Annotated in this window: 24 protein-coding genes; 11 read left to right on the forward strand and 13 right to left on the reverse strand. The window is 71.7% G+C overall.

What is annotated here, in order from left to right:
- Positions 1–110: 110 nt before the first annotated feature.
- The gene (locus ACP6CK_RS27670) at positions 111–548 is read right to left on the reverse strand and encodes a tellurite resistance TerB family protein (protein WP_426956557.1); all 438 of its coding nucleotides are present in this window, start codon (positions 546–548) and stop codon (positions 111–113) included.
- A gap of 48 nt (positions 549–596) precedes the next feature.
- On the reverse strand, positions 597–3,416 hold the full coding sequence (locus tag ACP6CK_RS27675) for an ATP-dependent DNA helicase (protein WP_426959992.1): 2,820 nt from the start codon (positions 3,414–3,416) through the stop codon (positions 597–599).
- A gap of 114 nt (positions 3,417–3,530) precedes the next feature.
- On the opposite strand from ACP6CK_RS27675, the gene ACP6CK_RS27680 reads away from it, so the two are divergent.
- Positions 3,531–3,944, forward strand: coding sequence for a nuclear transport factor 2 family protein (locus ACP6CK_RS27680; RefSeq protein ID WP_426956558.1), 414 nt, complete (start codon positions 3,531–3,533; stop codon positions 3,942–3,944).
- Between the two features lie 49 nt (positions 3,945–3,993).
- On the opposite strand, the gene ACP6CK_RS27685 is transcribed toward ACP6CK_RS27680, so the two are convergent.
- From ACP6CK_RS27685 to ACP6CK_RS27710, 6 genes are all read right to left on the reverse strand, one after another.
- A complete protein-coding gene (locus ACP6CK_RS27685; protein ID WP_426956559.1) occupies positions 3,994–4,962 on the reverse strand; it encodes a Bug family tripartite tricarboxylate transporter substrate binding protein in 969 nt (322 codons plus the stop codon).
- A gap of 23 nt (positions 4,963–4,985) precedes the next feature.
- Positions 4,986–5,954 carry a Bug family tripartite tricarboxylate transporter substrate binding protein gene (locus ACP6CK_RS27690; RefSeq protein ID WP_426956560.1) on the reverse strand — a complete coding sequence of 323 codons (969 nt, stop codon included), beginning with the start codon at positions 5,952–5,954 and terminating at the stop codon, positions 4,986–4,988.
- Between the two features lie 28 nt (positions 5,955–5,982).
- On the reverse strand, positions 5,983–6,903 hold the full coding sequence (locus ACP6CK_RS27695; RefSeq protein WP_426956561.1) for an alpha/beta fold hydrolase: 921 nt from the start codon (positions 6,901–6,903) through the stop codon (positions 5,983–5,985).
- Between the two features lie 5 nt (positions 6,904–6,908).
- A complete protein-coding gene (locus ACP6CK_RS27700) occupies positions 6,909–7,979 on the reverse strand; it encodes an isocitrate/isopropylmalate dehydrogenase family protein (protein ID WP_426956562.1) in 1,071 nt (356 codons plus the stop codon).
- A 78-nt stretch (positions 7,980–8,057) separates the two neighbouring features.
- The gene (locus ACP6CK_RS27705) at positions 8,058–8,945 is read right to left on the reverse strand and encodes a GntR family transcriptional regulator (protein ID WP_426956563.1); all 888 of its coding nucleotides are present in this window, start codon (positions 8,943–8,945) and stop codon (positions 8,058–8,060) included.
- 219 nt (positions 8,946–9,164) lie between these two features.
- Positions 9,165–10,142: a Bug family tripartite tricarboxylate transporter substrate binding protein gene (locus tag ACP6CK_RS27710; protein WP_426956564.1), complete on the reverse strand. Its 978-nt coding sequence runs from the start codon at positions 10,140–10,142 to the stop codon at positions 9,165–9,167.
- Between the two features lie 123 nt (positions 10,143–10,265).
- Here ACP6CK_RS27710 and ACP6CK_RS27715 point away from each other — a divergent pair, with 123 nt between their 5' ends.
- The 3 genes from ACP6CK_RS27715 (at position 10,266) to ACP6CK_RS27725 (ending at position 14,211) form a co-directional block, all read left to right on the forward strand.
- Positions 10,266–11,825, forward strand: a complete 1,560-nt coding sequence (locus tag ACP6CK_RS27715; protein WP_426956565.1) for a cation:proton antiporter — start codon at positions 10,266–10,268, stop codon at positions 11,823–11,825.
- Between the two features lie 78 nt (positions 11,826–11,903).
- Positions 11,904–12,701: an ArsR/SmtB family transcription factor gene (locus tag ACP6CK_RS27720; protein ID WP_426956566.1), complete on the forward strand. Its 798-nt coding sequence runs from the start codon at positions 11,904–11,906 to the stop codon at positions 12,699–12,701.
- A 115-nt stretch (positions 12,702–12,816) separates the two neighbouring features.
- Entirely contained in the window at positions 12,817–14,211 is a 1,395-nt protein-coding gene (locus tag ACP6CK_RS27725; protein WP_426956567.1) for a hypothetical protein, read from the forward strand.
- A 36-nt stretch (positions 14,212–14,247) separates the two neighbouring features.
- Here ACP6CK_RS27725 and hemF read toward each other — a convergent pair whose 3' ends face one another.
- A complete protein-coding gene (gene hemF / locus ACP6CK_RS27730; RefSeq protein ID WP_426956568.1) occupies positions 14,248–15,156 on the reverse strand; it encodes an oxygen-dependent coproporphyrinogen oxidase in 909 nt (302 codons plus the stop codon).
- Between the two features lie 301 nt (positions 15,157–15,457).
- On the opposite strand from hemF, the gene petA reads away from it, so the two are divergent.
- The 5 genes from petA to ACP6CK_RS27755 all read left to right on the forward strand — a co-directional run bounded on the left by petA (position 15,458) and on the right by ACP6CK_RS27755 (position 20,336).
- Positions 15,458–16,066 carry a ubiquinol-cytochrome c reductase iron-sulfur subunit gene (gene petA, locus ACP6CK_RS27735; protein WP_426956569.1) on the forward strand — a complete coding sequence of 203 codons (609 nt, stop codon included), beginning with the start codon at positions 15,458–15,460 and terminating at the stop codon, positions 16,064–16,066.
- 11 nt (positions 16,067–16,077) lie between these two features.
- Positions 16,078–17,358 (forward strand): cytochrome b, encoded by a 1,281-nt coding sequence (locus tag ACP6CK_RS27740; RefSeq protein ID WP_426956570.1) that lies wholly within the window; start codon positions 16,078–16,080, stop codon positions 17,356–17,358.
- Complete coding sequence (locus tag ACP6CK_RS27745; RefSeq protein ID WP_426956571.1) at positions 17,358–18,146, forward strand: cytochrome c1; 789 nt, start codon at positions 17,358–17,360, stop codon at positions 18,144–18,146. The genes ACP6CK_RS27740 and ACP6CK_RS27745 overlap by 1 nt, the downstream gene beginning before the upstream one ends.
- A 121-nt stretch (positions 18,147–18,267) precedes the next feature.
- Positions 18,268–19,389: an FAD-dependent oxidoreductase gene (locus ACP6CK_RS27750; protein ID WP_426956572.1), complete on the forward strand. Its 1,122-nt coding sequence runs from the start codon at positions 18,268–18,270 to the stop codon at positions 19,387–19,389.
- Positions 19,390–19,448: 59 nt separating this feature from the next.
- Positions 19,449–20,336 (forward strand): S-methyl-5'-thioadenosine phosphorylase, encoded by an 888-nt coding sequence (locus ACP6CK_RS27755; RefSeq protein WP_426956573.1) that lies wholly within the window; start codon positions 19,449–19,451, stop codon positions 20,334–20,336.
- Positions 20,337–20,384: 48 nt separating this feature from the next.
- Here the strand turns inward: ACP6CK_RS27755 and ACP6CK_RS27760 are convergent, their stop codons facing one another.
- Positions 20,385–20,573 (reverse strand): hypothetical protein, encoded by a 189-nt coding sequence (locus ACP6CK_RS27760; protein WP_426956574.1) that lies wholly within the window; start codon positions 20,571–20,573, stop codon positions 20,385–20,387.
- 12 nt (positions 20,574–20,585) lie between these two features.
- Positions 20,586–21,248, reverse strand: coding sequence for a dienelactone hydrolase family protein (locus ACP6CK_RS27765; RefSeq protein WP_426956575.1), 663 nt, complete (start codon positions 21,246–21,248; stop codon positions 20,586–20,588).
- A gap of 39 nt (positions 21,249–21,287) precedes the next feature.
- On the opposite strand from ACP6CK_RS27765, the gene ACP6CK_RS27770 reads away from it, so the two are divergent.
- On the forward strand, positions 21,288–21,491 hold the full coding sequence (locus ACP6CK_RS27770; RefSeq protein ID WP_426956576.1) for a DUF4169 family protein: 204 nt from the start codon (positions 21,288–21,290) through the stop codon (positions 21,489–21,491).
- A gap of 6 nt (positions 21,492–21,497) precedes the next feature.
- On the opposite strand, the gene ACP6CK_RS27775 is transcribed toward ACP6CK_RS27770, so the two are convergent.
- Both ACP6CK_RS27775 and ACP6CK_RS27780 read right to left on the reverse strand, forming a co-directional pair.
- A complete protein-coding gene (locus tag ACP6CK_RS27775) occupies positions 21,498–21,926 on the reverse strand; it encodes a phasin family protein (protein ID WP_426956577.1) in 429 nt (142 codons plus the stop codon).
- A gap of 174 nt (positions 21,927–22,100) precedes the next feature.
- Positions 22,101–23,036, reverse strand: coding sequence for a hypothetical protein (locus tag ACP6CK_RS27780; protein WP_426956578.1), 936 nt, complete (start codon positions 23,034–23,036; stop codon positions 22,101–22,103).
- A gap of 118 nt (positions 23,037–23,154) precedes the next feature.
- Here ACP6CK_RS27780 and ACP6CK_RS27785 point away from each other — a divergent pair, with 118 nt between their 5' ends.
- On the forward strand, positions 23,155–24,126 hold the full coding sequence (locus ACP6CK_RS27785) for an ABC transporter substrate-binding protein (protein WP_426956579.1): 972 nt from the start codon (positions 23,155–23,157) through the stop codon (positions 24,124–24,126).
- Positions 24,127–24,131 lie beyond the last annotated feature (5 nt).

Here is a 24,131-nt window from a genome sequence, read left to right on the forward strand (position 1 = left end):
ATGTCGGGGTTGCAACGCGCGGGGTGGGGGCCCGTTTCGCCGCCCGTCCGCGCTTGCGTCAGGCGGAGATCGGGCGGATGCGCCGGCGCCGTCGCGGCGGGCGGCCGGTGCTACAGGATCTGGAACCGGGCCTTCGCCGCGCGCTCGATCGCCCCGGCGATCAGCCGGTCGATGTCGAGCGTGATGCGGAAATCCTGGAGGAAGCGCAGCTCCTCCTGCGACAGGTCGCCATCCGCCGCGCCCACCTCGCAGGCGAGGAGATAGGCGGTCTCCCGCAGGCGCTGCGGCAGGGCGTCGCGGATCATCTCGGCGGCACGGTCCAGCCCGTCAGCCCGCTCCATCAGGCCGAGCACCGCCTCCGTCACCGTCTCGATCTCGTTCGGGTGGAAGTCGCCGAAGACCGGCAGCTCCGCCACCAGACGGGACATGGTGGCGAGTTCGGCGTCCGACATGGCGCGGTCGCAGACGCCCATCAGCACCATGGCGCAGACCAGCGCCTCCTGGGCGGTGAAGCGGGTGGGGGCCAGCGGTCCGGGCTCGGCGTTCATGTGCGTGTCCATTCTGGGTCGAAGGCTTCTCCCTCCGGCCCGCCGCCGTCAATCACTCGGGGCATCACTGTTCAGAAAGCGGCTCACCGTCTGGACCGCTTCCGCCAGGGCCATGCGCCGCGGCACAACTCCGGCGGGCAGGCCGGCCATGAGCCGGGTCGGGGCGCGCGAATCAAGCAGCACGAAGACGCCCCGGTCATCCGCCCGCCGCACCAGCCGCCCGAAGGCCTGCCGCAGCCGGTGCCGGGCGATGGCGTCGTCATAGGCCTTGGGCCGCGCCCCGGAGAGGTGTAGACGCCGTTCCCGGTGGAGGATGGTCGGTCGCGGCCAGGGCACCCGGTCGAAGACCAGCAGCCGCAGGGACCGTCCGGGCACGTCCACCCCGTCCCGCAGCGCGTCTGTGCCAAGAAGGCAGGAATCCTCCTCCGCCCGGAACACGTCCACCAGGGTCGCGTTGTCCATCGCGTCCACGTGCTGGGCGTAGAGCGGGATGCCCGCCGCCTCCAGCCCCGGCGCCATCCGGGCATGGGCGTCGCGCAGCCGCCGGATCGCGGTGAACAGCCCGAGCGCCCCGCCGCCGGACGCGCGGAACAGCCGCTCCATCGCCATCGCCGTCTGCGGACCATCCCGGGCGATGTCCGTCACCACGATCGCCATGGTCTGCCGCTCGTAGTCGAAGGGGGAGGGGACCGCGGCCCGCACCGCCGGGGCCGGCAGGTGGCTCGCCCCGGTTCGCGCCTCCGCCTCCTCCCAGGCCGCTTCCGGATCGGGCTCCCCCGAATCGCGGAGCGTTGCCGACGTGACGAGCAGCCCATGCGCCGGTGCCGCGACGACGGTCGCGAAGGGCTGGGTCGGGTCCAGGAAGTGACGGTGCAGCGCCGCATCGATCACCCGCCCGTCCCGGCGCAGGAGCGCGAGCCAGTCCACATGCACGGGACGCGTCCCCGGCTCTGGCGGCCGGCCGGCGAGGGACGCCAGCATGGACCGCCAGGCCGCCAACGGCCGAAGACCCCGCCGGTCCACCGCACGGCGGGCGGTGTCCAGACGGATGCGGTCGCCCGTCTCCAGCTCGGCGTCCGGGTCCTCCAGCAGGCCGGTAATACGGCCGTGCAGGGCGCGCAGCGGTGTCTCAATCGTTCCCAGCGCTTCCTCCAGCGCCGCGCCGGCCTCGGCCACCCCGGGGTTCAGCGGGTGCAGGTCGCACTCGACGTCGTAGCCGGAATCGGCCTCTGCGCTGCGGGCCAGCACCTGCCGCTCGACGACGCGCAGGAACCGCTCGCCCGGGTTGGTGCGTGCGGGGAGGCCGGGCATGGGCTCGCCCTCCTCATCCACCGGCTGCTCCTCCGGATCGTCCCAGAGCCGCGATCCCCAGCCTGGCCCGGGTAGACTCCCGGCATGGCGCAGCGCCTCCTCCACCAGGGGCAGCAGGGCAGGGTGGTCGCCGGTCACCTCCTCCAATCGGCGGCGCAGCCCGCGCGCCCGGCCGCGCGCGCCCTCCGCGCCCAGCAGCCAGCGGCGCAGCTCCGCCATCTCGCCGCCACTGATCTCGGCGGAGAAGGCGGAATCCGCCGCGTCGAACAGGTGGTGCCCCTCGTCGAAGACATAGCGCAGCGCCGGCCGGTCCTCCCCGCCGCCGAGCGCCGCCTGCACCATCACCAGCGCGTGGTTCGCGATCACCAGCCGCGCGGACCGCGCCCGCCGGATCGAGTGCTCCACGAAGCAGCGGCGCCAGTGCGGGCAGGCGGAGTGAATGCACTCCCCCCGCCGGTCGGTCAGCCCCGCCACGTGCCCCCAGGGAAACAGCTCCGCGATCCAGCCGGGGAAGTCGCCGCCCTGCATGTCCCCGTCCCGCGTCGCCAGCGCCCAGCGCGAGACGAGCGAGAGCGCGAGCAGGCGTGAGGGCAGGGCGCCGCTCACCGCCTCCTCATGGTTCAGCAGGCAGAGGTAGTTCTCCCGCCCCTTGCGGATGACGACGTGCCGCCGCCGCTCCTCCGGGTCGGGGTAGAGGCGGAACAGCTCCTGGTCGATCTGCCGCTGAAGGTTCCGCGTGTAGGTCGAGACCCAGACCGGCGCCCCGTTCCGCTCTGCCCAGAGGGACGCCGGCGCGATGTAGCCGAGCGTCTTGCCCGTTCCCGTTCCCGCCTCGGCCAGCACCAGATGCGGCTGCCCCTCCACCTCCCGCGGCGCGAAGGCGAGCGCGGCGGCCGAGGCGTAGTCGGCCTGGGCCGGCCGCTGCTCCGCGAAGTCGCCCAGGATCTCCGCCAGCCGCCGCCGCGCCTCCAGCGGTGCGATCGGGACCGAGGCCGGCGGCGTGGGCGGCGCCGTCTCCTCCCAGTCCGGCAGCCGGCGCCAGACCTTCAGCGGATCGGGGGAGGGCCGCGCCTCCGGCTGGCCGAGCGCGGCGAGCACCGAGCCCGCCCAGGGCCAGTCCACCCGGTCCCGCAACTGCGCCGCCAGCAGGCCCGCATCCCGGTTGTGCGGGGCGTGCCGGGCCGCCGCGAGCCGCCGCAGGATCGCCGTCGCGATCTCCGACAGCAGAACTGCCGCGGCTTCCTCGTCCTTCGGCGGTTCCAGCTCCAGCGCGAGCGCCAGGCCCCGCGGCGTGGGCGGGGCGGGCTGGGCGGGCAGAGCGAAGGCGAAGAGCTCCAGAAGGTCGTAGGCCACGGGGAAGGGCGGCAGCCCGAGGCGGCGGGCCGTGGCCGGCGCGTGCACGAGGATCGGCGGCGGCAGATCGTCCAGCCGCCGGGACAGCGTCGCGGGGGAGAGGGTCTCGATCTCCCCGTCCGGTGTCAGCAGGGTCGCGCGGCCGACTCCGGCGACGAGCGAGGGCGCCTCGGGCAGCAACAGGCGGGGCGCGACGGAGGCCATCGTGGCGGGATGTAGCGTGGGCACGCCGGGGTGACACCCACCCCGTCATCCGTTCCGGCATTGCAACTCTCGTTGGGACGCAACATCCTTCGGCGGGAAAGTGGAGGCGAGGGCATGAGCGACACCGAAGCGGCGGGGAATGTCGCCCTGCTCCAGGGGCTCTACGCGGAATACGCCGCCGGCAACCGCGCCCCCTTTTTCAATGCCATGGCCGAGGACCTCACCTTCATCTCCGCGGGTGGGGGCGGCTTGCCCTGGTCAGGGACCTGGCACGGCACGGCCGGGGTGGGCACCTACTTCTCCCGGCTGGATGAGACGGTTCAGGTCCGGTCCTACACGGTGGAGCACGTCATCGCGCAGGGCGAATGGGTCGTGGCCCTCGCGAAGCTCCGCCTCGCCTTCCATGGCTCGGACCGTGAGTTCGAGCTGGAGAAGGCCGACTTCCACCGGCTCCGCGACGGCAAGCTGGTCGAGTTCCGGGAATTCTACGACAGCGCCTTCGTCTGCGCCTGCCGCGACGGGGGCTGACGGGGCTCGCACCACCGCGGCGCCGGCCGGCGCCGCGGTGGAAGCGGGACTACCCGTCCGCCCGGATGTTCTGACGCCGCACCAGCGCGCCCCAGCGCTCGATCTCGGCGGCGATCAGGGCGCGGAACGCCTCCGGCGTGCGCGGGTCGGGATCGGCGCCCTCGTCGGCCAGGCGCTGGCGGACCTCCTGCGTCACCACCGCCTCGTTCACGGCCTGGTTCAGCCGGGTGACGATCTCCGGCGGGGTGCGGGCCGGGGCGATGATGCCGAACCACTGCATCCCCTCGAAGCCTGGCTGGATCGTCTCCGCCACCGTGGGCACGTCCGGCAGCAGCGCCAGCCGCTGCGGCGAGGTGGCGACGAGCGCCCAGAGCGTGCCCGCCCGCGCGAAGGGCGCGCCGGCCGGCGTGCCGGTGATGGCGCAGTCGATGTTGCCGGCCACGAGATCCGTCATGACGGGACCCGAGCCGCGATAGGGCACATGGGTCAGCTCGATCCCCGCGGCCTCCTGGAAGGCGGCCATGATGATGTGCGTCGCGCTGCCCGCCCCGGCCGAGCCGTAATTCACCTTGCCCGGGTTCGCCTTCGCGTAGGCGACGAATTCCTGGACGGTGCGGGTGCCCATCTTCGGGTTCACCACCAGGATGGACGGCACCTGCGCAACGAGCGCCACCGGCACGAAGTCCCGTAACGGATCGAAGCGGACGCGGAAGAGGTGCTGGTTGACGGCCAGTGTCCCGAGCTGTCCGAGCGTCAGGATATGCCCGTCCGGCGGAACGAAGGCGCCGTACTCCGTCGCGATGGAGCCGCCGGCGCCGGGGCGGTTCTCCGCCACGACCGAGACGCCCAGGGATTCGGTCAGCTTCTGCGCGATGATGCGCCCCACCGTGTCCGTCGCGCCGCCGGCGGCCGATGGGATCACCAGCACGATCGGCCGTCGGGGCCAGGCCGGTTGCGCGAGGGCCGGCAGGGGCAGCGCCAGCGTGCCCCCCGCGGCGAGCAGCGTCCTGCGGTTCATTCTTGTCTCCTCCCTGGATCTTCTTATTCCGCGCGAAGCCCGACGCGGCGGATCAGCACGCCCCAGCGCGCCGTCTCCTCCGTCGCCAGGGCGCGGAAGGCTTCCGGCGTGGTCGGGTCGGGATCGGCGCCCTCCGCCGCCAGCCGTTCCCGCATCTCCGGCGATTGCACGGCGGCGACCACCGCCTCGTTCAGCTTGGCCACGATGTCCGGCGGGGTGCGGCCGGGCGCGGCGATGCCGTGCCACTGCGTCACCTCGAAGCCCGGCACGGTCTGGCCCACCGGCGCGACGCCGGGCAACGCCGCCACGGGCCTGCGCCCCGAGACACCCAGTCCGATGATCGTCCCGTCCCGCACCAGCGACACGACGGCCGGCGCCCCCGTGAAGGTCGCCTTCACCGTGCCCGCGACCAGGTCGGTCATGACCGGCCCCGACCCGCGGTAATGCACGGGCGTCAGCTTGATTCCGGCCGCTTCCTCCAGCGCCACCATGCCGATATGCGTGTTGCTGGCCTGCCCGGCGGTCCCGTAGTTGATCTCCTCCGGACGCGCCTTCGCCAGGGCGATGAACTCCGCCAGGTTCCGGACGCCGAGGTCCTTGTTCACCACCAGCGCCATCGGCACGCGCGCCACGACGGAGATCGGCGCGAGATCCCGGAGCGGATCATAGCCCAGCCGTGGATAGACATGCGGCGCGACCGCCATGGTCCCCATATGCGCCCAGAGGATCGTGTGCCCGTCCGGCCCGCCGCGTGCCACGGCCTCCGTCCCAATCGTACCGCCGGCGCCGCCGCGATTGTCGGCGACGACCGGCACGCCGAGGACGACACTCAGCCGCTGCCCCAGCACCCGCGCGAGGATGTCCGAGGCCCCGCCGGCCGCGAAGGGGATCACCAGTGTCAGCGGCCGGCTGGGAAATCCCTGCGCCCGCACGATCCGCGGCGCCGCCAGCACCAGCCCGGCCCCGAGAGCCGCCCGCCGTCCGATGTTCATCCTGTTTCCTCCCGCGTTCATTCCCGGCCTACCCGGACAGGAAGGGGAGGAGGTGTGACAGCACCTCCTCCGGCGCCTGCTCCACGAGGTAGTGCCCCGCCGCCACGCCCGCGCCGCGGAGGTCCGCCGCGTAGTCCCGCCAGACCCGCAGCGGCTCGTCGAACACGGCCTTCGTGTGGCTTCCCGCGCCCCAGAGCACGAGGGCCGGACACGCGATGCGCTTGCCGGCCACGTAGTCCGCCTCGTCCATCTCCAGGTCCAGCGTCGCGGTCGCGCGGTAGTCGGCGCAGGAGGCGCGGATGGTGCGCGGCGTGAAGCATCGCACGTATTCCGCATAGGCGCGCGGATCGAAGATGCCGATGCCGACGCCCGGCTTCCCGATCTTGCGGCGCATGAAGAACTCGGGGTCCACCCCTTCCATCATCGCCTCGGGCAGCCCGTCGCCCTGCGGCATGAAGACCCAGTGCCAGGACTTCATCGCCCATTTCGCGTTGACGTTCGCCCAGAGATGCCGCTGCGGCAGGATGTCCAGCAGCGCCGCCCGCTCCACGGCCTCGGGGTGATCCAGGCAGAGCCGGTGCGTCACCCGCGCCCCGCGATCATGCCCGCAGACGAGGAAGCGCGCGTGACCGAAGGACGCCATCACGTCCACGGCGTCCTGCGCCATCTTCCGGAAGGTGTAGTCCGCTGCGTCATAGACGGGTTGGGAGAGATCGCCGGGCCCATCGCTGTCGCCGTACCCCCGCAGGTCGATGGCGATGACGTGGAACCGCTCTGCCAGCTTCGGTGCCACGGGATGCCAGATCACGTGGCTCTGCGGGTTGCCGTGCATCAGCAGCAGCGGCGGGCCGGAGCCCCCGTGCCGCAGGAAGATGGAGGCCCCGCCGGAGGTCGCGACCCGCCGCGCCTCCCATCCCGGAAACAGCGCCGCGCCGCGATCCTCCTCCATGGCGGTCAGGCCGACCCGACCGCCGCGGCCACCGCCCGCCCGAAGGCCGCGGTGCCCAGCGTCCCGCCGGGCAGGTCCCGCGTGCGCTGCGACGGCTCGTTCAGCACCTTGTCCACCGCCGCCTCGATGCTCTTCGCCGCCGCGCTCGCGGCCGCATTCCCGCGCTTCGTCCCGATCCAGTCCAGCATCATCGCCGCCGAGAGGATCAGCGAGGTCGGGTTCGCCCGGTCCTGCCCCTGGATGTCCGGCGCCGACCCGTGCTGCGCCTGCGCCACGCAGGCCGTGTCCCCCGCGTTCACCGACCCGGCCAGCCCCAGCGACCCCGACAGCTCCGACGCCTCATCGGACAGGATGTCGCCGAACATGTTCGTGGTGACGATCACGTCGAACCGCGCGGCGTCCCGCACCAGCAGCGCGGCCGTCGCGTCGATGATCAGCTCGTCATAGGCGACGTCCGGATATTCCTTCGCCACCGCCCGCACGCAGGACAGGAAGAAGCTGTCCGACACCTTCATCACGTTCGCCTTATGGACGGCCGTCACCTTCTTCCGCCGCCCGCGCGCGAGGTCGAAGGCCGTGCGCGCGATGCGGTCCGAGGCCTTGCGGGTAATCTTCCGCACCGCCAGGGCGATGTCCTCGGTCGGCATGAACTCGCCGATGCCGACATGCATGTTGCGGTCGGCGTAGAAGCCTTCCGTGCACTCCCGCACGATCACCAGGTCCATCGGCGTGCGGCCGTAATGCGGCAGCCCTTCCCGAGACCGCGCGGGCCGGATGTTGGCATAGAGGTCCGCCTTCACCCGGAACTCCGCCGATTGGTTGATCCCGCCCTTGTCGCGCGACGGGTAGTCCAGGTGCGAGACCGGCCCCAGGATGGTCCCGTCCGCCCGGCACGCCCGCTCGAACACCTCCGGCCGCAGTGTCGTGCCGTGGGTTTCCAGCGACTTGAAGCCGATGTCGTGCGTCTCGAAGGTCAGGCCCAGGCCGTGGCGCGCATCCGCGGCGCGCAGTACCTCCAGCGTCGCCTCGGTGATCTCCGGGCCGATGCCGTCGCCCGGCAGAACCACGATGTCCATGCGCTTCCCCCTCTTTTCGGCCGCGGAAGATGGCGGCGCTGATTGCTCTTCGCAATCAGAAATACAATCTGGCCCCAACTAGCCCCGCGCCGGTACAATTCGCACCACGCCGTCCTCCAGCTTCAGGTGCCTCACCGCCTCCAGGTGCCGGCGCAGGAAGGCCGCTGCCTCCTCCCGCTTCCCGGCCTCGATCAGGTTCAACAGGGCCAGGTGTTCCTCCCCTTGGGACCGCAGCCGTTCGTTGTCGAGGAACTTCCGGTACTCGATCAGGCGCCGTAGCCGGTTCACCCGCTTGATGCCGTCCACGAAGAAGGCGTTCCCCGACAGGGCCGCCAGATCCTCGTGGAAGCCCGCGTTGAGTCGGAACACCTCCGTGCGAGGCAGCTTGGCCAGCCCGCCCGCGATCAGCATCCCCTGTTCCCGCCTCAGACGCGCGATCACCACCGGATCGGCGACGAAACCCGGCGACAGCAAACCCGCCGGTTCCACGGCCATCCGGAACCGGTAGCCATCCTCATAAGCGGCCGCGTCCGTCAGCATCGGCAGGAAGCGCCAGCCATGGCCGGGCAGCCGCTCCGCCCAGCCCTCCTGCGCCATGCGCCCGAACAGGGTAAGAATTCGGGCACGGGACAGGCCGTAGCGCCGCCCCATCTCCGCCTCGCTCACCCGCTCCGGCAGTTCCCCGCGCAGGCGGTCCTCGGCCAGCCGCACGTAATCGGCATCGTCGTCCACGCGCAGGGCTGCCGCGGCGCGCGTGACCGGGGCCGCGAGGAAGGCCCCCCGGTTCCGCTCGATCCGCACCGCCCCGCGTTCGGCCAGCACCCGCAGCGCCTCCCGCACCGGCGTGCGGGAGACCCGGAACCGATCCGCCAGCGCCTGCTCCCGCAACGCCGCCCCGCCGGGCAGCGCGGCGGCGCGCGCGTGGTCCAGGATGCGCTCGGCCAGCCGGTCCACGAGCGAGGTCACGGGGGTGCGCCCGTGCCTCCGGGGAAGGCTCTGCCTTCCCCGGGCCCCATCCGCCAAGGGACCAGTCCCTTGGAACCCATTCCATGTCCTCGGTCGGGAGGGGGCTTCAGACCCGCTCCCGACCGAGGACGTGAAAGAACGAAGGTCCAGGAAACAGGGTTTCCGGGCGGGTGGGTCCAGGGATGGCAGAGCTCTCCCTGGGGCAACCCGCGCATCCCGTCACTCCGCCCGCGCCCCGCTGATCCGGACCGCCTCCTGCCACATCGGCCGCTCGGCGCGCCCCCGGGCCGCGGCGTCCTCGGGCGTGGACCATAGCACGCGCGCCCCGGCCTGGAGGAAGCGCTGCTGCACTCGCTCATCGGCCGCGACCTGACGCAGCGCGCTGTTCAGCCGGTCCACGATCGGCCGCGGCGTGCCGGCCGGGACCACGAAGGCGGCCCAGGACGTCACGACGAAGTCCCGCATCCCCGCCTCCGCCATGGTGGGCACGTCCGGCAGCGTCGGCCAGCGCTCCGCGGAGGTGACGGCCAGCGCGCGCATGCGTCCCTCCTGGATCACGGGCACGTAGGAGGCGAGGTTGTCGATCGCGAGCGTCACGTCGCCGGACAGCATGGCGGGGATGGTCTGCGCGGCGCCGCGGAAAGGGATGTGCTCCGCATTTCGAAGCCCCAGCCGCGACGCGAAGAGCGCCCCGGACAGGTGGGGCGTCGTGCCGACGCCCGGCGAGCCGTAGGAGATCCCGTTCGGCCGCGCCTTCGCCCAGTCGATGAACTCCTGCAGCGTGCGCGCCGGCACGTGCTGGGTGCTGACCACCGCGACGTTCGGCAACTCCCAGGTCAGGGCGACCGGGATGAAGTCCCGGTCCGCGTCCCAGGACATGCGGGAATAGAGGTACTGGTTAATCGAGAAGTGGCCGATCGTCGCGGAACCGATCGTGTAGCCATCGGCCGGCGACTTCGCGACCGCGTCCATCCCGATGTTCCCGCCGGCACCGGCCCTGTTCTCGATGACGAAGGTCTGGCCGAGGCGCTGCTGGAGCTGTTCCCCCAGGATGCGCGTCAGCACGTCGGTGGAGCCGGCCGGCGGATAGGGGACGATGATCCGCACCGGCTTCTCCGGCCAGGTGCCCTGGGCCGAGGCCGCGCGGATGAAGGGTAGGGCGAGCGGCGCGGCGAGCACGGCGCGGCGGGTGGTCATGGGCAGGCGTCCCCCAGTGTTCGTTGCCCGCAGCCTGCCGCGCCCGGCCGGGGCAGGGAAGGGCGCATTGGCCGGGCACGGGCCTGCTGCCATCCTGGCGGCGGATAGCCGGAGCCCGCGCGCGTGGAGGTGTTCGAGACCGTCATCGCCCTGCTGCTGGCCGCGGCCGTGCTCTCGGCCTGGGCGGACCGGATCGGCGCGCCCTATCCCGCGCTGCTGGCGCTGGCGGGAACGCTGGCGGCCTTCGTTCCCGGCCTGCCGGTCGTCACCCTGGACCCGGCGCTGGCGCTGGCGCTCTTCGTCGCGCCCACGCTGCTGGATTCGGCCTATGACGCCTCACCGCGCGACCTGCGGGCGAATCTGCGTTCGGTCGCCAGCCTGGCCCTCGTCGCGGTCGGCCTGACGATCGTCAGCGTCGCCTGCGTCGCGCGATGGCTGATCCCGGAGATGCCCTGGGGTGCCGCGATCGCGCTCGGCGCCATCGTCGCGCCGCCAGACGCCTCGGCGGCCAGCGCGGTGCTGCGCCGCCTGCGCCCGCCGCACCAGCTTCTCGTCATCTTGGAAGGCGAGAGCCTCTTCAACGACGCCAGCGCCCTGCTCGTGTACCGCCTGGCCGTCGCGGCCGCGATCACCGGGTCGTTCTCCGCCGGGGAGGCGCTGCCGGCGCTGCTGGTGACCGCCGGCGGCGGCGCGCTCTTCGGCTGGCTCGCGGCGCGGGCCTACATCGCCTTCGCCCGGCTCTTTCGCGAGACGGCGATCTCCGTCCTTCTCCAGTTCCTCGGCACCTTCGGGGTCTGGATCGCGGCGGAGGCGCTGCACCTCTCCGCGATTATCACGGTCGTGGCCTATGCCATGACCCTCGCGCGGATCGTCCCGCGCCGGATCAGCGCCCGCCGCCGCATCGCCTCCTACGCGGTGTGGGAGGTGGCGGTCTTCGTCCTCAACGCGCTCGCCTTCCTGCTGATCGGGTTGCAGCTGAAGGCGATCCTCGCGCGGATGGACGGGGAATGGGCGGGCTACGCGCTGCTCGCCCTCGCCGTGTCGGTCGCGGTCATCCTCACCCGCCTGGCCTGGGTGATGGCGGGGAACGCGGTGCTACGCTGGCATCACAGGCACTTCGGCGCGCGCCGCGGTCAGCCGCGCCCGACGGTGGGGGCGGGCGTACTGCTCGCCTGGGCCGGGATGCGCGGCACCGTCACCCTGGCCACGGCCTTCGCGCTGCCCGATGGCTTCCCGCAGCGCGACGCGATCGTCTTCGCGGCCTTCTGGGTGGTGCTCGCGACTCTCGTGCTTCAGGGCCTGACGCTCGGCCCGCTGCTGCGCCGCCTCGGCCTGGCCGATGACGGCACGGTGGAGCGCGAGATCGCGCTCGCGCGGGAGGCGACCGCGCGCGCCGCGCTCCGGCTGATCGACAGCGCCCCACCCGGAGAGGAGCGCGACCTGCTCCGCCGCGAATACGCCGCCCGCGCCGAAGGGAAGGCGCCGCAGGACGGCGCACCGCCCGCGCTCTCGGTTCTCCAGCATCGGGCCGTTGCCGCGCAGCGCGACCATCTGGAGGCGCTGCGCGGCGACGGCACGATCGGCGACGACGCCTTCCACGCGATCGAGGAGGAACTGGACCTGCTGGAACTGACCGCCGATCCGCGCGTCCGGACCCTCGGCGCAGCCTCCTCCACCGCCTGATCGCGCCATCCTCCTGCATCGGATGGAAACCGATGGGCGAGGTTGACATGTGACCTTGCGGTCACCTATCAGGATCGTATGGACGCGGTGTTCGAGGCCTTGTCGCACCCGGCGCGGCGCGCGCTTCTGGACCTCCTGTTCGAGCGCGACGGTCGCACGCTCGTGGATCTCGAACGCCACCTGACGACGCCGATGACCCGTTTCGGGGTGATGAAGCACCTGCGTGTGCTCGAGGAAGCCGCTCTCATCACCACCCGCCGACAAGGGCGGGAGAAGCTTCACTACCTGAACCCGGCGCCGATCCAGCTTGTCGCGGATCGCTGGATCAGCCGCTTCGCCGCGCCCTTCCTGCGCACCATGGCCGACATCCGGAACCACTTCGAAGAGAGGAGCGACCGCTTGCACCAGCCCGCACCCCGCCATGTCTACGAGCTCTTCATCCGCGCCACGCCGCAGCAGGTGTGGGACGTGCTGACGGATGATGCGCGAACGCCGCTGTACCAGCACTTCAACATGACCTCCCGCACGGATTGGCGAGTGGGCGGGCGCATCGAATTCCTGATGGGCGACCGTCCCGTGATCGTGGGCGAGTTGCTGGAACTGACGCCGCCCGCACGGTTGGTCATGAGCTTTCACGCCCGTTGGTCGCCCGACGTGGCGGCCGACCGCCCGTCACGCGTGACCTGGGAGATCGCGCCGGCTGGGCCGCAGGCGTGCCGCCTGACCCTCATCCACGACGGTTTCGACGGAGAGACCGCTACGTCCAGGGGCGTGACAGCCGGCTGGCCGGAGACCCTGTCGCGCCTCAAGACGCTGATCGAAACCGGTGAGCCGCTTCAGCTCGAGGCGTCTTATCAGCCTGCAAGCGTGGCCTGAATCGCGCTCTGCCGCTCGGTCCCCACGCAACGGTCGGCGCACGGCCGCATCCCTCTCGACAAGAGGGTGTGGCCTGTCACATGGAGCGTTTCCCCGACTGGAATCGCGTCCCCGCTTGCCCCTGCCCTGGATACAGCGCGCCCCCGGCGCCCCCTACTTCGTGACCGAGGACGGCGCGCCCTGGACCCCCATCGGCCAGAACGACGCCATCGCCTGGCCTGAATTCACCGGCCTCTTCCGCCGCCGCGACCTGCCCGCCATCGAGCGGCACCTGCGCCACCTGGCCGACCACGGCGTGACGGTGCTGCGCCTGATGATGGAGTACGCTCAGGGGCGCCACCGCTACATCGAGCGCCCGGCGGGCCAGTTCGTACCGGCCATGGTCACGCTGTGGGACGACCTGTTCCGCCTCTGCGAGTCGGTCGGGCTGCGCGTGCTGCTGACACCCTTCGACACCTTCTTCACCTGGGTGCACTGGCGTCACCACCCCTACAACCGGGCCAATGGCGGGCCCTGCGAGCACCCCGGCGTCTTCCTGACCTGTCCCGACACGCGGGAGGTGATCAAGGCCCGCCTGGCCTTCGCCACGGAGCGCTGGGGCGGTTCCGGCGTGCTCTTCGCCTGGGACCTCTGGAACGAGATCCACCCCGCCCATGCCGGGGGCGATCCGGCGCTCTTCGCGCCGTTCATCGCCGATGTGAGCGCGCATCTCCGCGCGCTGGAGACGCGGCTTCACGGCCGGTCGCACCCGCAATGCGTCTCGATCTTCGGGCCGGAGCTGATCACGCACCCCGCGGCCGTCGATTCAATCTTTCGTCACCCCGCGCTCGATTTCGCCAGCAGCCATTTCTACGAGCACGGGACGATCGACGACCCGCGCGACACCGTCGCCGCCGCGATCTCCTTTGGCCGGCTGACGCGGGAGGCGCTGTCCCACATCACGGATCAGCGGCCCTTCTTCGACTCGGAACACGGGCCGATCCACAAGTTCAAGGACAAGCACCGCTCCCTGCCCGAGGCCTTCGACGACGAGTATTTCCGGCACATCTCGTGGGCCCATCTGGCCTCGGGCGGGGCAGGGGGCGGGATGCGGTGGCCGAACCGCAACCCGCACCAGCTCACGCCGGGGATGCGCCGGGCCCAGCGGGCCATGTCGGACTTCCTGCCGCTGGTCGCCTGGGGCCGCTTCCACCGTCGCAACCTGAACGAGGAGGCGGAGGTGGACGACCCGGAGGTCGCCCTCTTCGCCTGCGGCGACGCCGATCAGGCGGTCGGCTGGCTGCTTCGCCGCGCCCCGCTGCGCGCTGATGGACGGGTGGATGATTCGCGCGCGGGCCCCGTCACGCTCCGCATTCCCGGCCTCGCCCTCGGCCCGCGCCGCGTCACGCTCTGGGACACGCGGGTGGGCAGGGAGGCCGGACGGCTGGACGCGACCGTTGAGGGCAATGGTTGGCTCTCGGTGACCCTTCCGCTCGGTCCCGACCTCGCCGTGGCCGTGACACAGCCCTGAATCACGACGCCGGGGCAGGGGCATCCGTGCCCAGGGTCAGGGCCAGCGCACCTCCGGCGGCATGGACATGAGGATCGCCTCCACGTTGCCGCCGGTCTTGAGCCCGAAGAGCGTCCCGCGGTCATGGATGAGGTTGAACTCCACGTAGCGCCCGCGGCGGACCAGTTGGTGCTCCCGCTCCGCCTCCGTCCAGGCCTCGTGCATCCGCCGCCGCACGATCGCGGGATAGGCCTGAAGGAACGCCTCTCCCACGTCCCGGGTGAAGGCGAAGTGGTCGGGCAGGCGGGATTCGTCCGGCTCGTCCCGGCCGAGCCAGTCGTAGAAGATGCCGCCCAGCCCGCGCGGTTCCTGGCGGTGGGGGAGGAAGAAGTACTCGTCGCACCACGCCTTGAACCGGGGGTAATACGCCGGGTCGTGCGCGTCGCAGGCCGCGCGGAAGGCGGCGTGGAAGCCGGCCGCGTCCTCGATCGCCTCCGGGGCGTCCGGCACCATCGGAGTCAGGTCGCCCCCGCCGCCGAACCAGGCCCGGCGTGTGGTGATGAAGCGGGTGTTCATGTGGGCGGCCGGCACCCGGGGTGACCGCATATGCGCCACCAGAGACACACCGGTGGCCAGGAAGCGCGGGTCCTCCTCCGCCCCGGCGATGCTCTTGCGGAACTCCGGAGAGAACTCACCCCATACGGTGGAAACGTTCACCCCCACCTTCTCGAACACCCGGCCCCGCATGACGGACATCACCCCGCCCCCGCCCTCCGGCCGGTTCCAGGCGGTGCGAACGAAGCGGCCCGGCGCCAGTCCGGCCTGCGGCCCCGATTCGAGGCTGTCCTCGATCGCTTCGAACGCCGCGCAGAGGCGGTCGCGCAGCCCTTCGAACCAAGCCCTCGCCGGTCCGGCCAGGGCGTGCCGCCCGGGATGGTCGGGCGCCAGCGCCACGGGTTCGGTCATCTTGCTCTCCTCGGCCCGCTCCGCGCGCGGCGTTCCGGCCCTCTATGCAGGCCCGTGGCCCCGGTCCTTGATCCCGGTCAAGCCGGCCTGCGCCATGACGCTGTTGCAATGCGGCGGGGCGCCGTTGCCACCCCACGTTCCGCACCTTTATATGGCCGAAACACCGGCCCGGCACCTTGCCCGGACGGCAACCCCGCGCGGGGGTGGGCGGTTCCCCCAGGGCCCCCAGGTCCGTCGCGAGGGCGCGACACAACGGCCCGCCCCCTGCCGGGAGGCGCCGGAGAACAGGACGACCGATCGCATGGCCGACGTGCTGGCTAACCCGCCGAAGACGAGCCCCTCGGAACCCGGCCCGCGCACGGCCGACCCGGTCGGGGTGGAGCATGAGGAGGGCGCGCCGCGGCGCGACTTCCTGAAGCTCGCGGCCGGGTCCTTCGCCGCCGTCGGCGTGGCCGTGGTGGCCTGGCCCTTCGTGCACTCCATGAACCCGAGCCAGGACGTGCTCGCGCTGGCCAGCACCGACGTGGAGCTGGGCTCCATCGCCGAGGGCCAGGCGATCACCGTGATGTGGCGCGGCCGCCCGGTCTTCGTGCGGCGCCGCACCGCCCAGGAGATCCAGGAGGCGCGCGCCGTCCCGCTCTCCGACCTGCGCGACCCCGCCACCGACCAGTCCCGGATCAAGCCGGGCAAGGACCAGTGGCTCATCGTCCTCGGCGTTTGCACCCATCTCGGCTGCGTGCCCCTGGGCCAGAAGCCGACCGACGCCCGTGGCGACTACGGCGGCTGGTTCTGCCCCTGCCATGGCAGCCACTACGACACCTCCGGCCGGATCCGGCGCGGCCCGGCGCCCGCCAACCTCGCCATCCCCGAGTACAACTTCACCTCCGACACCCGCGTCCGGGTCGGCTGAGAGGACGGACCATGGCCGAAGGCCTGCACGAATCAGACGTCAAGAACCCCGTCCTGCGCTGGATCGACCAGCGCCTGCCGGTCATCTCGATGGTCCAGCGGGAGTACGGGACCTTCCCGACGCCGCGGAACTTCAACTACCTCTGGACCTTCGGCGGCCTCGCCATGGTCACGCTGATGATCATGATCGTCACCGGCGTCGTCCTGTCCATGCAGTATGCCGCCCACACCTCGCTGGCCTTCGATTCCGTCGAGCGCATCATGCGCGACGTGAACTACGGCTGGCTGCTGCGCTACACGCACGCCAACGGCGCCAGCATGTTCTTCATCGTGGTCTACATCCACATCTGGCGGAACCTGAACTACGGCTCCTACAAGACGCCGCGCGAGCTGCTCTTCATGATCGGCGTCGTGCTCTTCATCCTGATGATGGCCACCGCGTTCCTGGGCTACGTCCTGCCCTGGGGGCAGATGTCCTTCTGGGGCGCCACCGTCATCACGAACCTCTTCTCCGCCATCCCCCTGGTCGGTGAGAGCATCGTGACCTGGCTCTGGGGCGGCTTCTCCGTGGACAATCCCACGCTGAACCGCTTCTTCTCCCTCCACTTCCTCCTGCCCTTCGTCATCACGGGCGTGGTCTTCCTGCATGTCGCCGCCCTGCACATCACGGGCAGCAACAACCCGCTGGGCATCGAGCCGAAGGGACCGCAGGACACGATTCCCTTCCACCCCTATTACACGATCAAGGACAGCGTCGGGATCGTCGCCTACCTCCTCGTCTTCGCGATCCTAGTGTTCTTCATGCCGAACTTCCTCGGCCATCCGGACAACTATATCCCGGCCAACCCGCTGGTGACCCCGGCCCACATCGTGCCGGAATGGTACTTCCTGCCCTTCTACGCCATCCTGCGCGCCGTCCCGAACAAGCTCGGCGGCGTGGCGATGATGGGCGGGGCGCTGATCGTCCTCTTCTTCCTGCCATGGCTGGACAGCTCGCCCGTCCGGTCCATGCGCTTCCGTCCCATCGCGAAGTGGGCCTTCTACCTCTTCACCATCAACTTCCTCGTGCTGCTCTGGGTCGGCGGCAAGCCGGCGGAGCCGCCCTACATCGCGATCGCTCGGGTCTGCACCGCCTACTACTTCGCCTACTTCCTGGTGATCCTGCCGTTGCTGTCCAAGCTGGAAAGGCCGCTTCCCCTGCCCGAGAGCATCAGCCGCGCGGTGCTGCCGCGCTCCCCGGGCGGCGGGCCGCTCCCCGCCGGCGCCACCGCCAATCCGATGGAGAAGGCGTGATGCGCGGCCTCTCCCTTCTGCGGGTCGCGGCCGTCGCCGCCGCCCTGCTCGCGCCGGTCGCGGGGCAGGCCGCGGACGAGCACGCCTCGCCCGCGATCCCGAACCACGAGTTCTCCTTTGACGGGATCTTCGGCACCTTCGACCGGGCGAGCGCCCAGCGCGGCTACCTCGTCTATTCCCGGGTGTGCGCGACCTGCCACTCCATGCGGCAGCTCTCCTACCGCCATCTCCGCGGCCTCGGCCTCTCGGCGAATGACGTGGCGGCGCTCGCGTCCCAGGTGCAGATCCAGGACGGCCCGAACGACGAAGGCCAGATGTTCGAGCGGCCGGGCCGTGCCTCCGACCGCTTCCGCCGTCCCTTCGCCAATGACGCCGCCGCCCGCGCCGCGAACAACGGCGCGCTGCCGCCCGACCTGTCGGTGATGGCGAAGGCGCGGGAGGGCGGGGCCGACTACCTCCGCGCCCTGCTGACCGGCTACGAGGACCCGCCGGCCGGCGTCACGGTGAACGAGGGGATGCACTACAACCGCTATTTCCCCGGCCACCAGATCGCCATGGCCCCGCCCCTGAACTCGGAAGGGCAGGTCGAGTACACGGACGGCACCCGTGCCACCGTCGACCAGATGGCCACGGACGTCTCCACCTTCCTCGCCTGGGCCGCGGAGCCGGAACTGGAGCAGCGCCGCGCCATGGGGGTGCGGATGATCCTCTTCCTCCTCATCCTCGGTGGCCTCGTCTATGCCGTGAAGAAGAAGGTCTGGGCGAACCTCCATCAGGCGGTCGGCTGACCCCCGCCTGAGCGCCGACGCGTCGAGGGCCGTCCCGGAAGGGGCGGCCCTTTCGCTGTCCGGGCTTGCCCACGGGCCCGTGCCCCGGCCATCGTCCCACCGCTGCGATGGGGGAGGGGACATGACCGTTCTCGTCGTGGGCGCCGGCCCGGTGGGGCTGACCCTCGCCCTGGCGCTGCACCGTCAGGGGCTTTCCTTCCGCCACGTGGACGCGGCGGCCGAGGCCGCGCGGCAATCCCGCGCCCTCGCCATCCAGGCCCGGACGCTGGAGACGCTGGACCGCCTCGGCGCCGTCGCCCCCATCCTGCAGGCGGCGCTGCGGCCCGAGGGCGGCGTCGTTCACCTCGGCAATTCGGAGCGGACCTTGTGCCTCTCCCACGCCGTGCACCCGCGCTACCCCTCCATCGTGATCCTGCCGCAGGACCGGACCGAGCGCCTGCTGGCCAGGGTGCTTTCCGAAGCGGGTGTGCCGCCCGTCGAGCGCGGCGTGTCGCTCACCGCCCTGGATCCGGCGACCGGCATCGTCCGGCTGCTTCACCCGGATGGAGCGGCCGAGGAGGTCCGCTTCGACCGGGTCGTCGGCTGCGACGGCGCGCACAGCGCCGTCCGCAAGGCCGCCGGGATCGGCTTCCCCGGTGGCCGCTACGACGAGCAGTTCGTCCTCGCCGACGGTCACGCGGAAGGGCTCAGGGCCGCTCACCTCCAGCTTTACCCGGGCAACGGGCGCCCGGTGTTCCTCTTCCCCCTTCCGGGTGGCCTCTGGCGCGCCATCGCGGTTCTCCCGGAGGGTACGGCCGTGCCAGAAGGCGACCTCTCCGTGTTCCAGCGCCCGGGCATGCGCTTCTTCGACCCGACCTGGTGGAGCGCCTTCCGCGTCAGCCATCGCCTGGCCGACCGCTTCCTCGAAGGGCGCGCGGTGATCGCAGGCGACGCTGCCCACATCCACTCGCCGGTGGGTGGGCAGGGGATGAACCTCGGCATGCAGGACGCCGCGTCTCTCGCCCTCGCGCTGCCGGGCGGCGACGCGGCCGTCGCGGAATGGGCGTCGCGGCGCCGGGCCATTGCGTCCCGCGTCGTCCGCTTCACCGACACCGCGACGGGCATGGTGCTCGGCAAGACGCTCCTGACCCGCGCGCTCCGGGCCACCGCGCTGAAATTTCTGCCGCGCATCCCGCCGCTCTGGCGACGCGCGGAGCGCGCGCTGGCCGGGATGGATTACCCGCCCGTCGTGCCGCCGCCCTGAGGGCTGGCGCCGGGCGGCGGCCCGTGGTCAGAAGCGGCCGACGTCTCCGGAGACCCGGCATGCCCGACCAGATCACCCCCATTATCGGCCTCATCGGCGGCTCCGGCCTCTACGACATCGAGGGGCTGGAGAACCGGCAGTGGCGCCGGGTGGAGTCGCCCTGGGGCGAGCCCTCGGACGAGCTGCTCTTCGGCACCCTCTCCGGCGTGTCCTGCGTCTTCCTCCCGCGCCACGGCCGCGGCCATCGCATCCCGCCGAGCGAGCTGAACTACCGCGCCAACATCGACGTGCTGAAGCGCGCTGGCTGCACGGACGTGCTCTCCCTCTCCGCCGTCGGCTCCCTGAACGGCGACCTGCCGCCCGGCACCTTCGTCATCGCCGACCAGTTCGTGGACCGCACCTTCGCCCGCAAGAAAAGCTTCTTCGAGACGGGCTGCGTCGCGCACGTCTCCATGGCCCACCCGCTCTGCCCCCGCCTCGGCGACGCGTTGGAAACGGCCGCGCGGGAGATCGGCCTGAAACACAAACGGGGTGGCACATACCTCGTGATGGAGGGCCCGCAATTCTCCACCAAGGCGGAGAGCGAGCTGTACCGGTCCTGGGGATGCGACGTGATCGGCATGACGAACATGCCGGAGGCGAAGCTCGCGAGGGAGGCGGAGCTCTGCTACGCGACCGTCGCCATGGTCACGGATTACGACTGCTGGCACCCCGACCACGACCACGTCACGGTGGACGCGGTCATCAAGGTCCTGCTCGCGAACGCCGACAAGGCGAAGGCGCTGGTCCGGGCGGTGGTTCCCGGCCTCGGCGCCGCGCGGGGACCTTGCCCCGCCGGTTGCGATCGCGCCCTGGACGCCGCGATCGTCACCGCGCCGGAGAAGCGCGATCCCGCACTGATGACGAAGCTGGACGCCGTCGCCGGCCGCGTGCTGCGCGCCGCCTGATCCGAGGGGCCGGGGAGGGGATCGCTCCTCCCTCCCGCACTCACCGGTTCAGGTGGAGGCGTCCGTGCCCCAGCCGCGCTTGCGGCGGCGGTGGCCGGCCACGATGACCATGATCGCCGCGACCGCCAGCAGCCCGATGACGATCAGCGGCGGCTCCGAGAAGCCCTGCGGCCAGACATAGGGCAGCAGCACCAGCAGCCCGAGCATGATGACGATGTTGATGATCGGTACGATCACGGGGCGCCCTCCTCAGCCGACATGCTTCTCCAGGAAGGCGACGGCGCGGGACTCGGCCAGCATCGTCGCCTCGGGATTGTAGCTGCCGCGGTCCTCGCAGGCGAACCCATGGCCGGACCCGGGGTAGACGAAGATCTCGACGTCCGGCTGCGCCTGCCCGATCAGCTCGACGTCGGAGAGCGGGATGCCCGCATCCTTCTCCCCGAAATGGAGTTGCACCGGGCAGTTCGGCGTCTCCGTCCGGGTTCCGGCGATGCCGCCGCCGTAATACCCGACGGCCGCCCGGAACGATCGGGACCGCGTCGCGCCCCACCAGGCGACGGTGCCGCCCCAGCAATAGCCGATGATCCCCCGCGCGGCGCCGGCCGGCAGGGCGGCGGCCGCCGCCTCCACGTCGAGCATGATGCCGTCCTCCGGCACCTTCGCGCGCAGGTCCCGTCCCCGCGCCACGTCATCGGACTGGTAGCCAAGCTCCACGTCGCGCTCCACGCGATCGAACAGCGCCGGCGTCACCACCGCCCAGCCGAGGCTGCCGAGATGGTCCGACAGCCGCCGCATATGCGGGTTCACCCCGAAGATCTCCTGCACCACGACCAGCCCGCGGGACGCCGTCTCCGGCCCAGTGCGCCAGGCGGAGAGGCGGTGCCCGTCCGAGGCGGTCAGCTCGATCTTCATGGGATTTTCCCGGCCGGAATCCGGACCTAATCTGACGCCATGGCCGAGATCGTCAACCTGAGGCGCGCCCGGCGGGAGAAGGCGCGGCGCGAGGCGGAGGCACAGGCCTCCGCGAACCGCGCGGCCCACGGCCGCACCCGCGCCGAGAAGATTCGCGATGCCGCCGAGGCCGCGCGCCGCGCGGCCCTGCTGGAGGGCGCGCGGCTGGACCCGCCCGCGGCCCGCCCGGACGAGAAGGGCTGAGGGCCCTCAGCCCTTCTTCGCCACCATCGTCCGCACCTCGTCCATCGCCTCGGCGAAGCGTCGGTTCAGCACCGTCAGCGCCTCGGCGTTCGACTTCTGGATGAGGTCGGCCAGTTCCTTCATGTTGGACACGGCGCGCTCATAGGTGGACTTCAGCAGGTCGGCCTGCTTCGCCGCCTGGCTCTGCGGGTCGCCGCCGGCGGAGACGCCGCGCACGGCCTCCGTCATCTCGGACATGGACTGCTGCAGGATCTCCATGTGGCGCTTGGCCACGGCCTGCGCGCCTTCCAGCGCCACGCGGTTGGCGGCGGACAGTGCCTCCAGGTTGCGCCGCTGGGCGGCCGCCAGCGATTCCAGGTCCAGCACCGGCAGCCGCATCTCGGACAGCATGCGCATCGGGTCCATCTCCGGCGGGAAAGGGGAGCGATCGGACATGGGCATTCCTCCGTCACGGGTCGCGGCGCGGTGTGAGTGGCCGTCCCGCTGCGCCGAATGGCGGGACGACCTTCCCGGACGCTAGCCCCCGCCCGCCGGTTTCCGGCCAGGAGCCGCGAATTTCATCGTGGCGACACGCAAGAGTTGCGCCGCGCCGACCTCATTCCCTGCCGCCTAGCCGAGCGGCTCGTCGCCCGGGCCCTTATCCCGCCCGGACAGGTGTCCCGGTCCCTCACCCGGCGCCTCGGGCCCGAGCGCCGCCGGCGGAGTCGGTCCCGCGGGCGGCACCGGCGCGGAGGGCGCCTCGGTCCCTGCCACGGTTCCGCCCTGGCCCGGCACATCCGGTCCGATCCCGGCGTCGGGGGGCGCCGGCTCCTCCACCACGTCGGGGGGCACCGCATCCGCGCCGGCCACCGGCGTGCCGCCCGTCCCCAGACCGGGCTCGGTGGTGTGTCCATCCAGCCGCAGCGTGCGCGCGACCTTCTCCGCCTGGTCCAGCGCCCGGTCGAGCGCCGCCATCGTGGCGCCGAGGTCCGTGCTCTCGTCCGAGGCCCAGGTGCGGGACGCCGAGAGCCAGACCGCCGTCAGACCCTTCACGCGCAGCAGCCCGGTGATCCCCCCGGTCGGGACATCCGCGCCCTCCAGCGTCCAGGCCATGGAGGCCATGAGGATGGGCGAGAGCAGCAGCGCCGACACCGGATCGGTCATCAGGTCGCGCTGCAGCCGCAGGATGCCCGCACGGTGCGGCGCCAGCGCATCGAAGCGGCGCATGAGCAGGTCGAAGATCCGGTCCCGCGCGGTGCCGAAGCCCGCCTGTCCCGGCACCGTCCCCGCCAGCACCGCCTGGTCCACCACGCGCGCATGCGCACGCAGCAGGTCCACCGGCGTCGCGTAGTGTCCGCGCAGCGACTCCAGCGTCTCACCGCTCTCGGCCGCGATGCGCGCGAAGGTGGTGCCGTGCCAGCCGTGCCGCTCCACCACGCGCCACAGCGCATCGAGCAGGGCAGGGGAGGGGGTGGCCGAACCGTGATCCATCCCGCCAGACATGGCCCGGCGCGCGGCCGGATCAACCACGTCCCCGGCGTGCGGCCCTGGCGCAGCGCGGCGCATGTTCGGTCCGGCGCCAAGCCGTTCGCCTCGTTGACCCGGCACCAGCACGCTGCATAAGGTCAGCTTAACGGCCTAAACGAAGCGCGGTCGCCTCGCGGCGCCACGGAAGGATGAGGGAATGATCTCCGCACGGGCACGCCTGTCCCTCCTGGCCGGGGCCGCGCTGGCCCCGTTCTGCGCGACCGCGCAGGAGGGACGCACCCACCGCATCGGCCTGTTCACCTATGCCGAGCAGGCCGAGCTAATGGCACTCATCAAGCGCGAATTTGCCGCCCGCGGCTTCCGGGAGGGCGAGAACACCGTCTTCCTCGAGCGATCCGGCCGCCGCGATGCCGCGGCCACCGAGCGCTTCGCCGCGGAGCTCGTCGCCTGGCCCGCGGACCTCATCGTCGCGATGATGACGACCGCCGCGAAAGCTGCGCGCCACGCCACCGAGGCCACCCGCACTCCCGTCGTCTTCTGGTCCGCCGAGCCGGTGGAGAGCGGGATCGTGGACCGCTTCGCGCAGGTCGGCGGCAACCTGACCGGCGTGACCGTGCCGGTGGACGGCCAGCTCCTGCAACTCCGCTTCCTGAAGGAGGCGATCCCCGACCTCTCCCGCGTCGGCTTCCTCTACAACCCGAATTACGGCCCCGCGCCGGCCCAGCTTCGCGCGCTGCAGGACGCGGCCCGCCTCTTCCACCTGGAGGCTGTCGTCTACCAGACCCTCGCGCTTCCGGAGATCGAGCCCGCCATTGCCCGAATGCGCGCCGACGGCCTGCGCGGCTTCGTCGTCGGCCCGCACGAGCTGTTCAACGTCAACGGCGCGCGGATCGGCGAATGGGCGCTGCGACACCGGCTCGCGGCCGTATCCTTCGTCTCCTCCATCGTGCGGGGCGGCGGCGTCGCCTGCTACACGCCGGATTTCGGCCGCATCTGGCCGGCCGCCGTGGAGATGGGGGCCCGCATCCTGCGCGGCACGCCGGTCGGGAGCATTCCCGTGGACCGGAAGATCCAGCTTCGGAACCTGGTCAACCGCCGCGCTCTGGCCGCGCTGGGGCTCCAAATCCCCGCCGGCCTCATGGACGAGGCCGACGAGGTGATCGCCTAGGCCGG

This window comes from Muricoccus radiodurans (genome assembly GCF_050154705.1).
In the GTDB taxonomy this organism is placed as follows: domain Bacteria; phylum Pseudomonadota; class Alphaproteobacteria; order Acetobacterales; family Acetobacteraceae; genus Roseomonas; species Roseomonas radiodurans.

Bases quoted from the DNA above. Each gene is read 5' to 3' on its own strand.
- ACP6CK_RS27670 (WP_426956557.1), bottom strand. From the start codon at position 548: ATGAACGCCGAGCCCGGACCGCTGGCCCCCACCCGCTTCACCGCCCAG.
- ACP6CK_RS27675 (WP_426959992.1), bottom strand. From the start codon at position 3,416: ATGGCCTCCGTCGCGCCCCGCCTGTTGCTGCCCGAGGCGCCCTCGCTC.
- ACP6CK_RS27680 (WP_426956558.1), top strand. From the start codon at position 3,531: ATGAGCGACACCGAAGCGGCGGGGAATGTCGCCCTGCTCCAGGGGCTC.
- ACP6CK_RS27685 (WP_426956559.1), bottom strand. From the start codon at position 4,962: ATGAACCGCAGGACGCTGCTCGCCGCGGGGGGCACGCTGGCGCTGCCC.
- ACP6CK_RS27690 (WP_426956560.1), bottom strand. From the start codon at position 5,954: ATGAACATCGGACGGCGGGCGGCTCTCGGGGCCGGGCTGGTGCTGGCG.
- ACP6CK_RS27695 (WP_426956561.1), bottom strand. From the start codon at position 6,903: ATGGAGGAGGATCGCGGCGCGGCGCTGTTTCCGGGATGGGAGGCGCGG.
- ACP6CK_RS27700 (WP_426956562.1), bottom strand. From the start codon at position 7,979: ATGGACATCGTGGTTCTGCCGGGCGACGGCATCGGCCCGGAGATCACC.
- ACP6CK_RS27710 (WP_426956564.1), bottom strand. From the start codon at position 10,142: ATGACCACCCGCCGCGCCGTGCTCGCCGCGCCGCTCGCCCTACCCTTC.
- ACP6CK_RS27720 (WP_426956566.1), top strand. From the start codon at position 11,904: ATGGACGCGGTGTTCGAGGCCTTGTCGCACCCGGCGCGGCGCGCGCTT.
- hemF (WP_426956568.1), bottom strand. From the start codon at position 15,156: ATGACCGAACCCGTGGCGCTGGCGCCCGACCATCCCGGGCGGCACGCC.
- petA (WP_426956569.1), top strand. From the start codon at position 15,458: ATGGCCGACGTGCTGGCTAACCCGCCGAAGACGAGCCCCTCGGAACCC.
- ACP6CK_RS27740 (WP_426956570.1), top strand. From the start codon at position 16,078: ATGGCCGAAGGCCTGCACGAATCAGACGTCAAGAACCCCGTCCTGCGC.
- ACP6CK_RS27745 (WP_426956571.1), top strand. From the start codon at position 17,358: ATGCGCGGCCTCTCCCTTCTGCGGGTCGCGGCCGTCGCCGCCGCCCTG.
- ACP6CK_RS27750 (WP_426956572.1), top strand. From the start codon at position 18,268: ATGACCGTTCTCGTCGTGGGCGCCGGCCCGGTGGGGCTGACCCTCGCC.
- ACP6CK_RS27755 (WP_426956573.1), top strand. From the start codon at position 19,449: ATGCCCGACCAGATCACCCCCATTATCGGCCTCATCGGCGGCTCCGGC.
- ACP6CK_RS27765 (WP_426956575.1), bottom strand. From the start codon at position 21,248: ATGAAGATCGAGCTGACCGCCTCGGACGGGCACCGCCTCTCCGCCTGG.
- ACP6CK_RS27770 (WP_426956576.1), top strand. From the start codon at position 21,288: ATGGCCGAGATCGTCAACCTGAGGCGCGCCCGGCGGGAGAAGGCGCGG.
- ACP6CK_RS27775 (WP_426956577.1), bottom strand. From the start codon at position 21,926: ATGTCCGATCGCTCCCCTTTCCCGCCGGAGATGGACCCGATGCGCATG.
- ACP6CK_RS27780 (WP_426956578.1), bottom strand. From the start codon at position 23,036: ATGCGCCGCGCTGCGCCAGGGCCGCACGCCGGGGACGTGGTTGATCCG.
- ACP6CK_RS27785 (WP_426956579.1), top strand. From the start codon at position 23,155: ATGATCTCCGCACGGGCACGCCTGTCCCTCCTGGCCGGGGCCGCGCTG.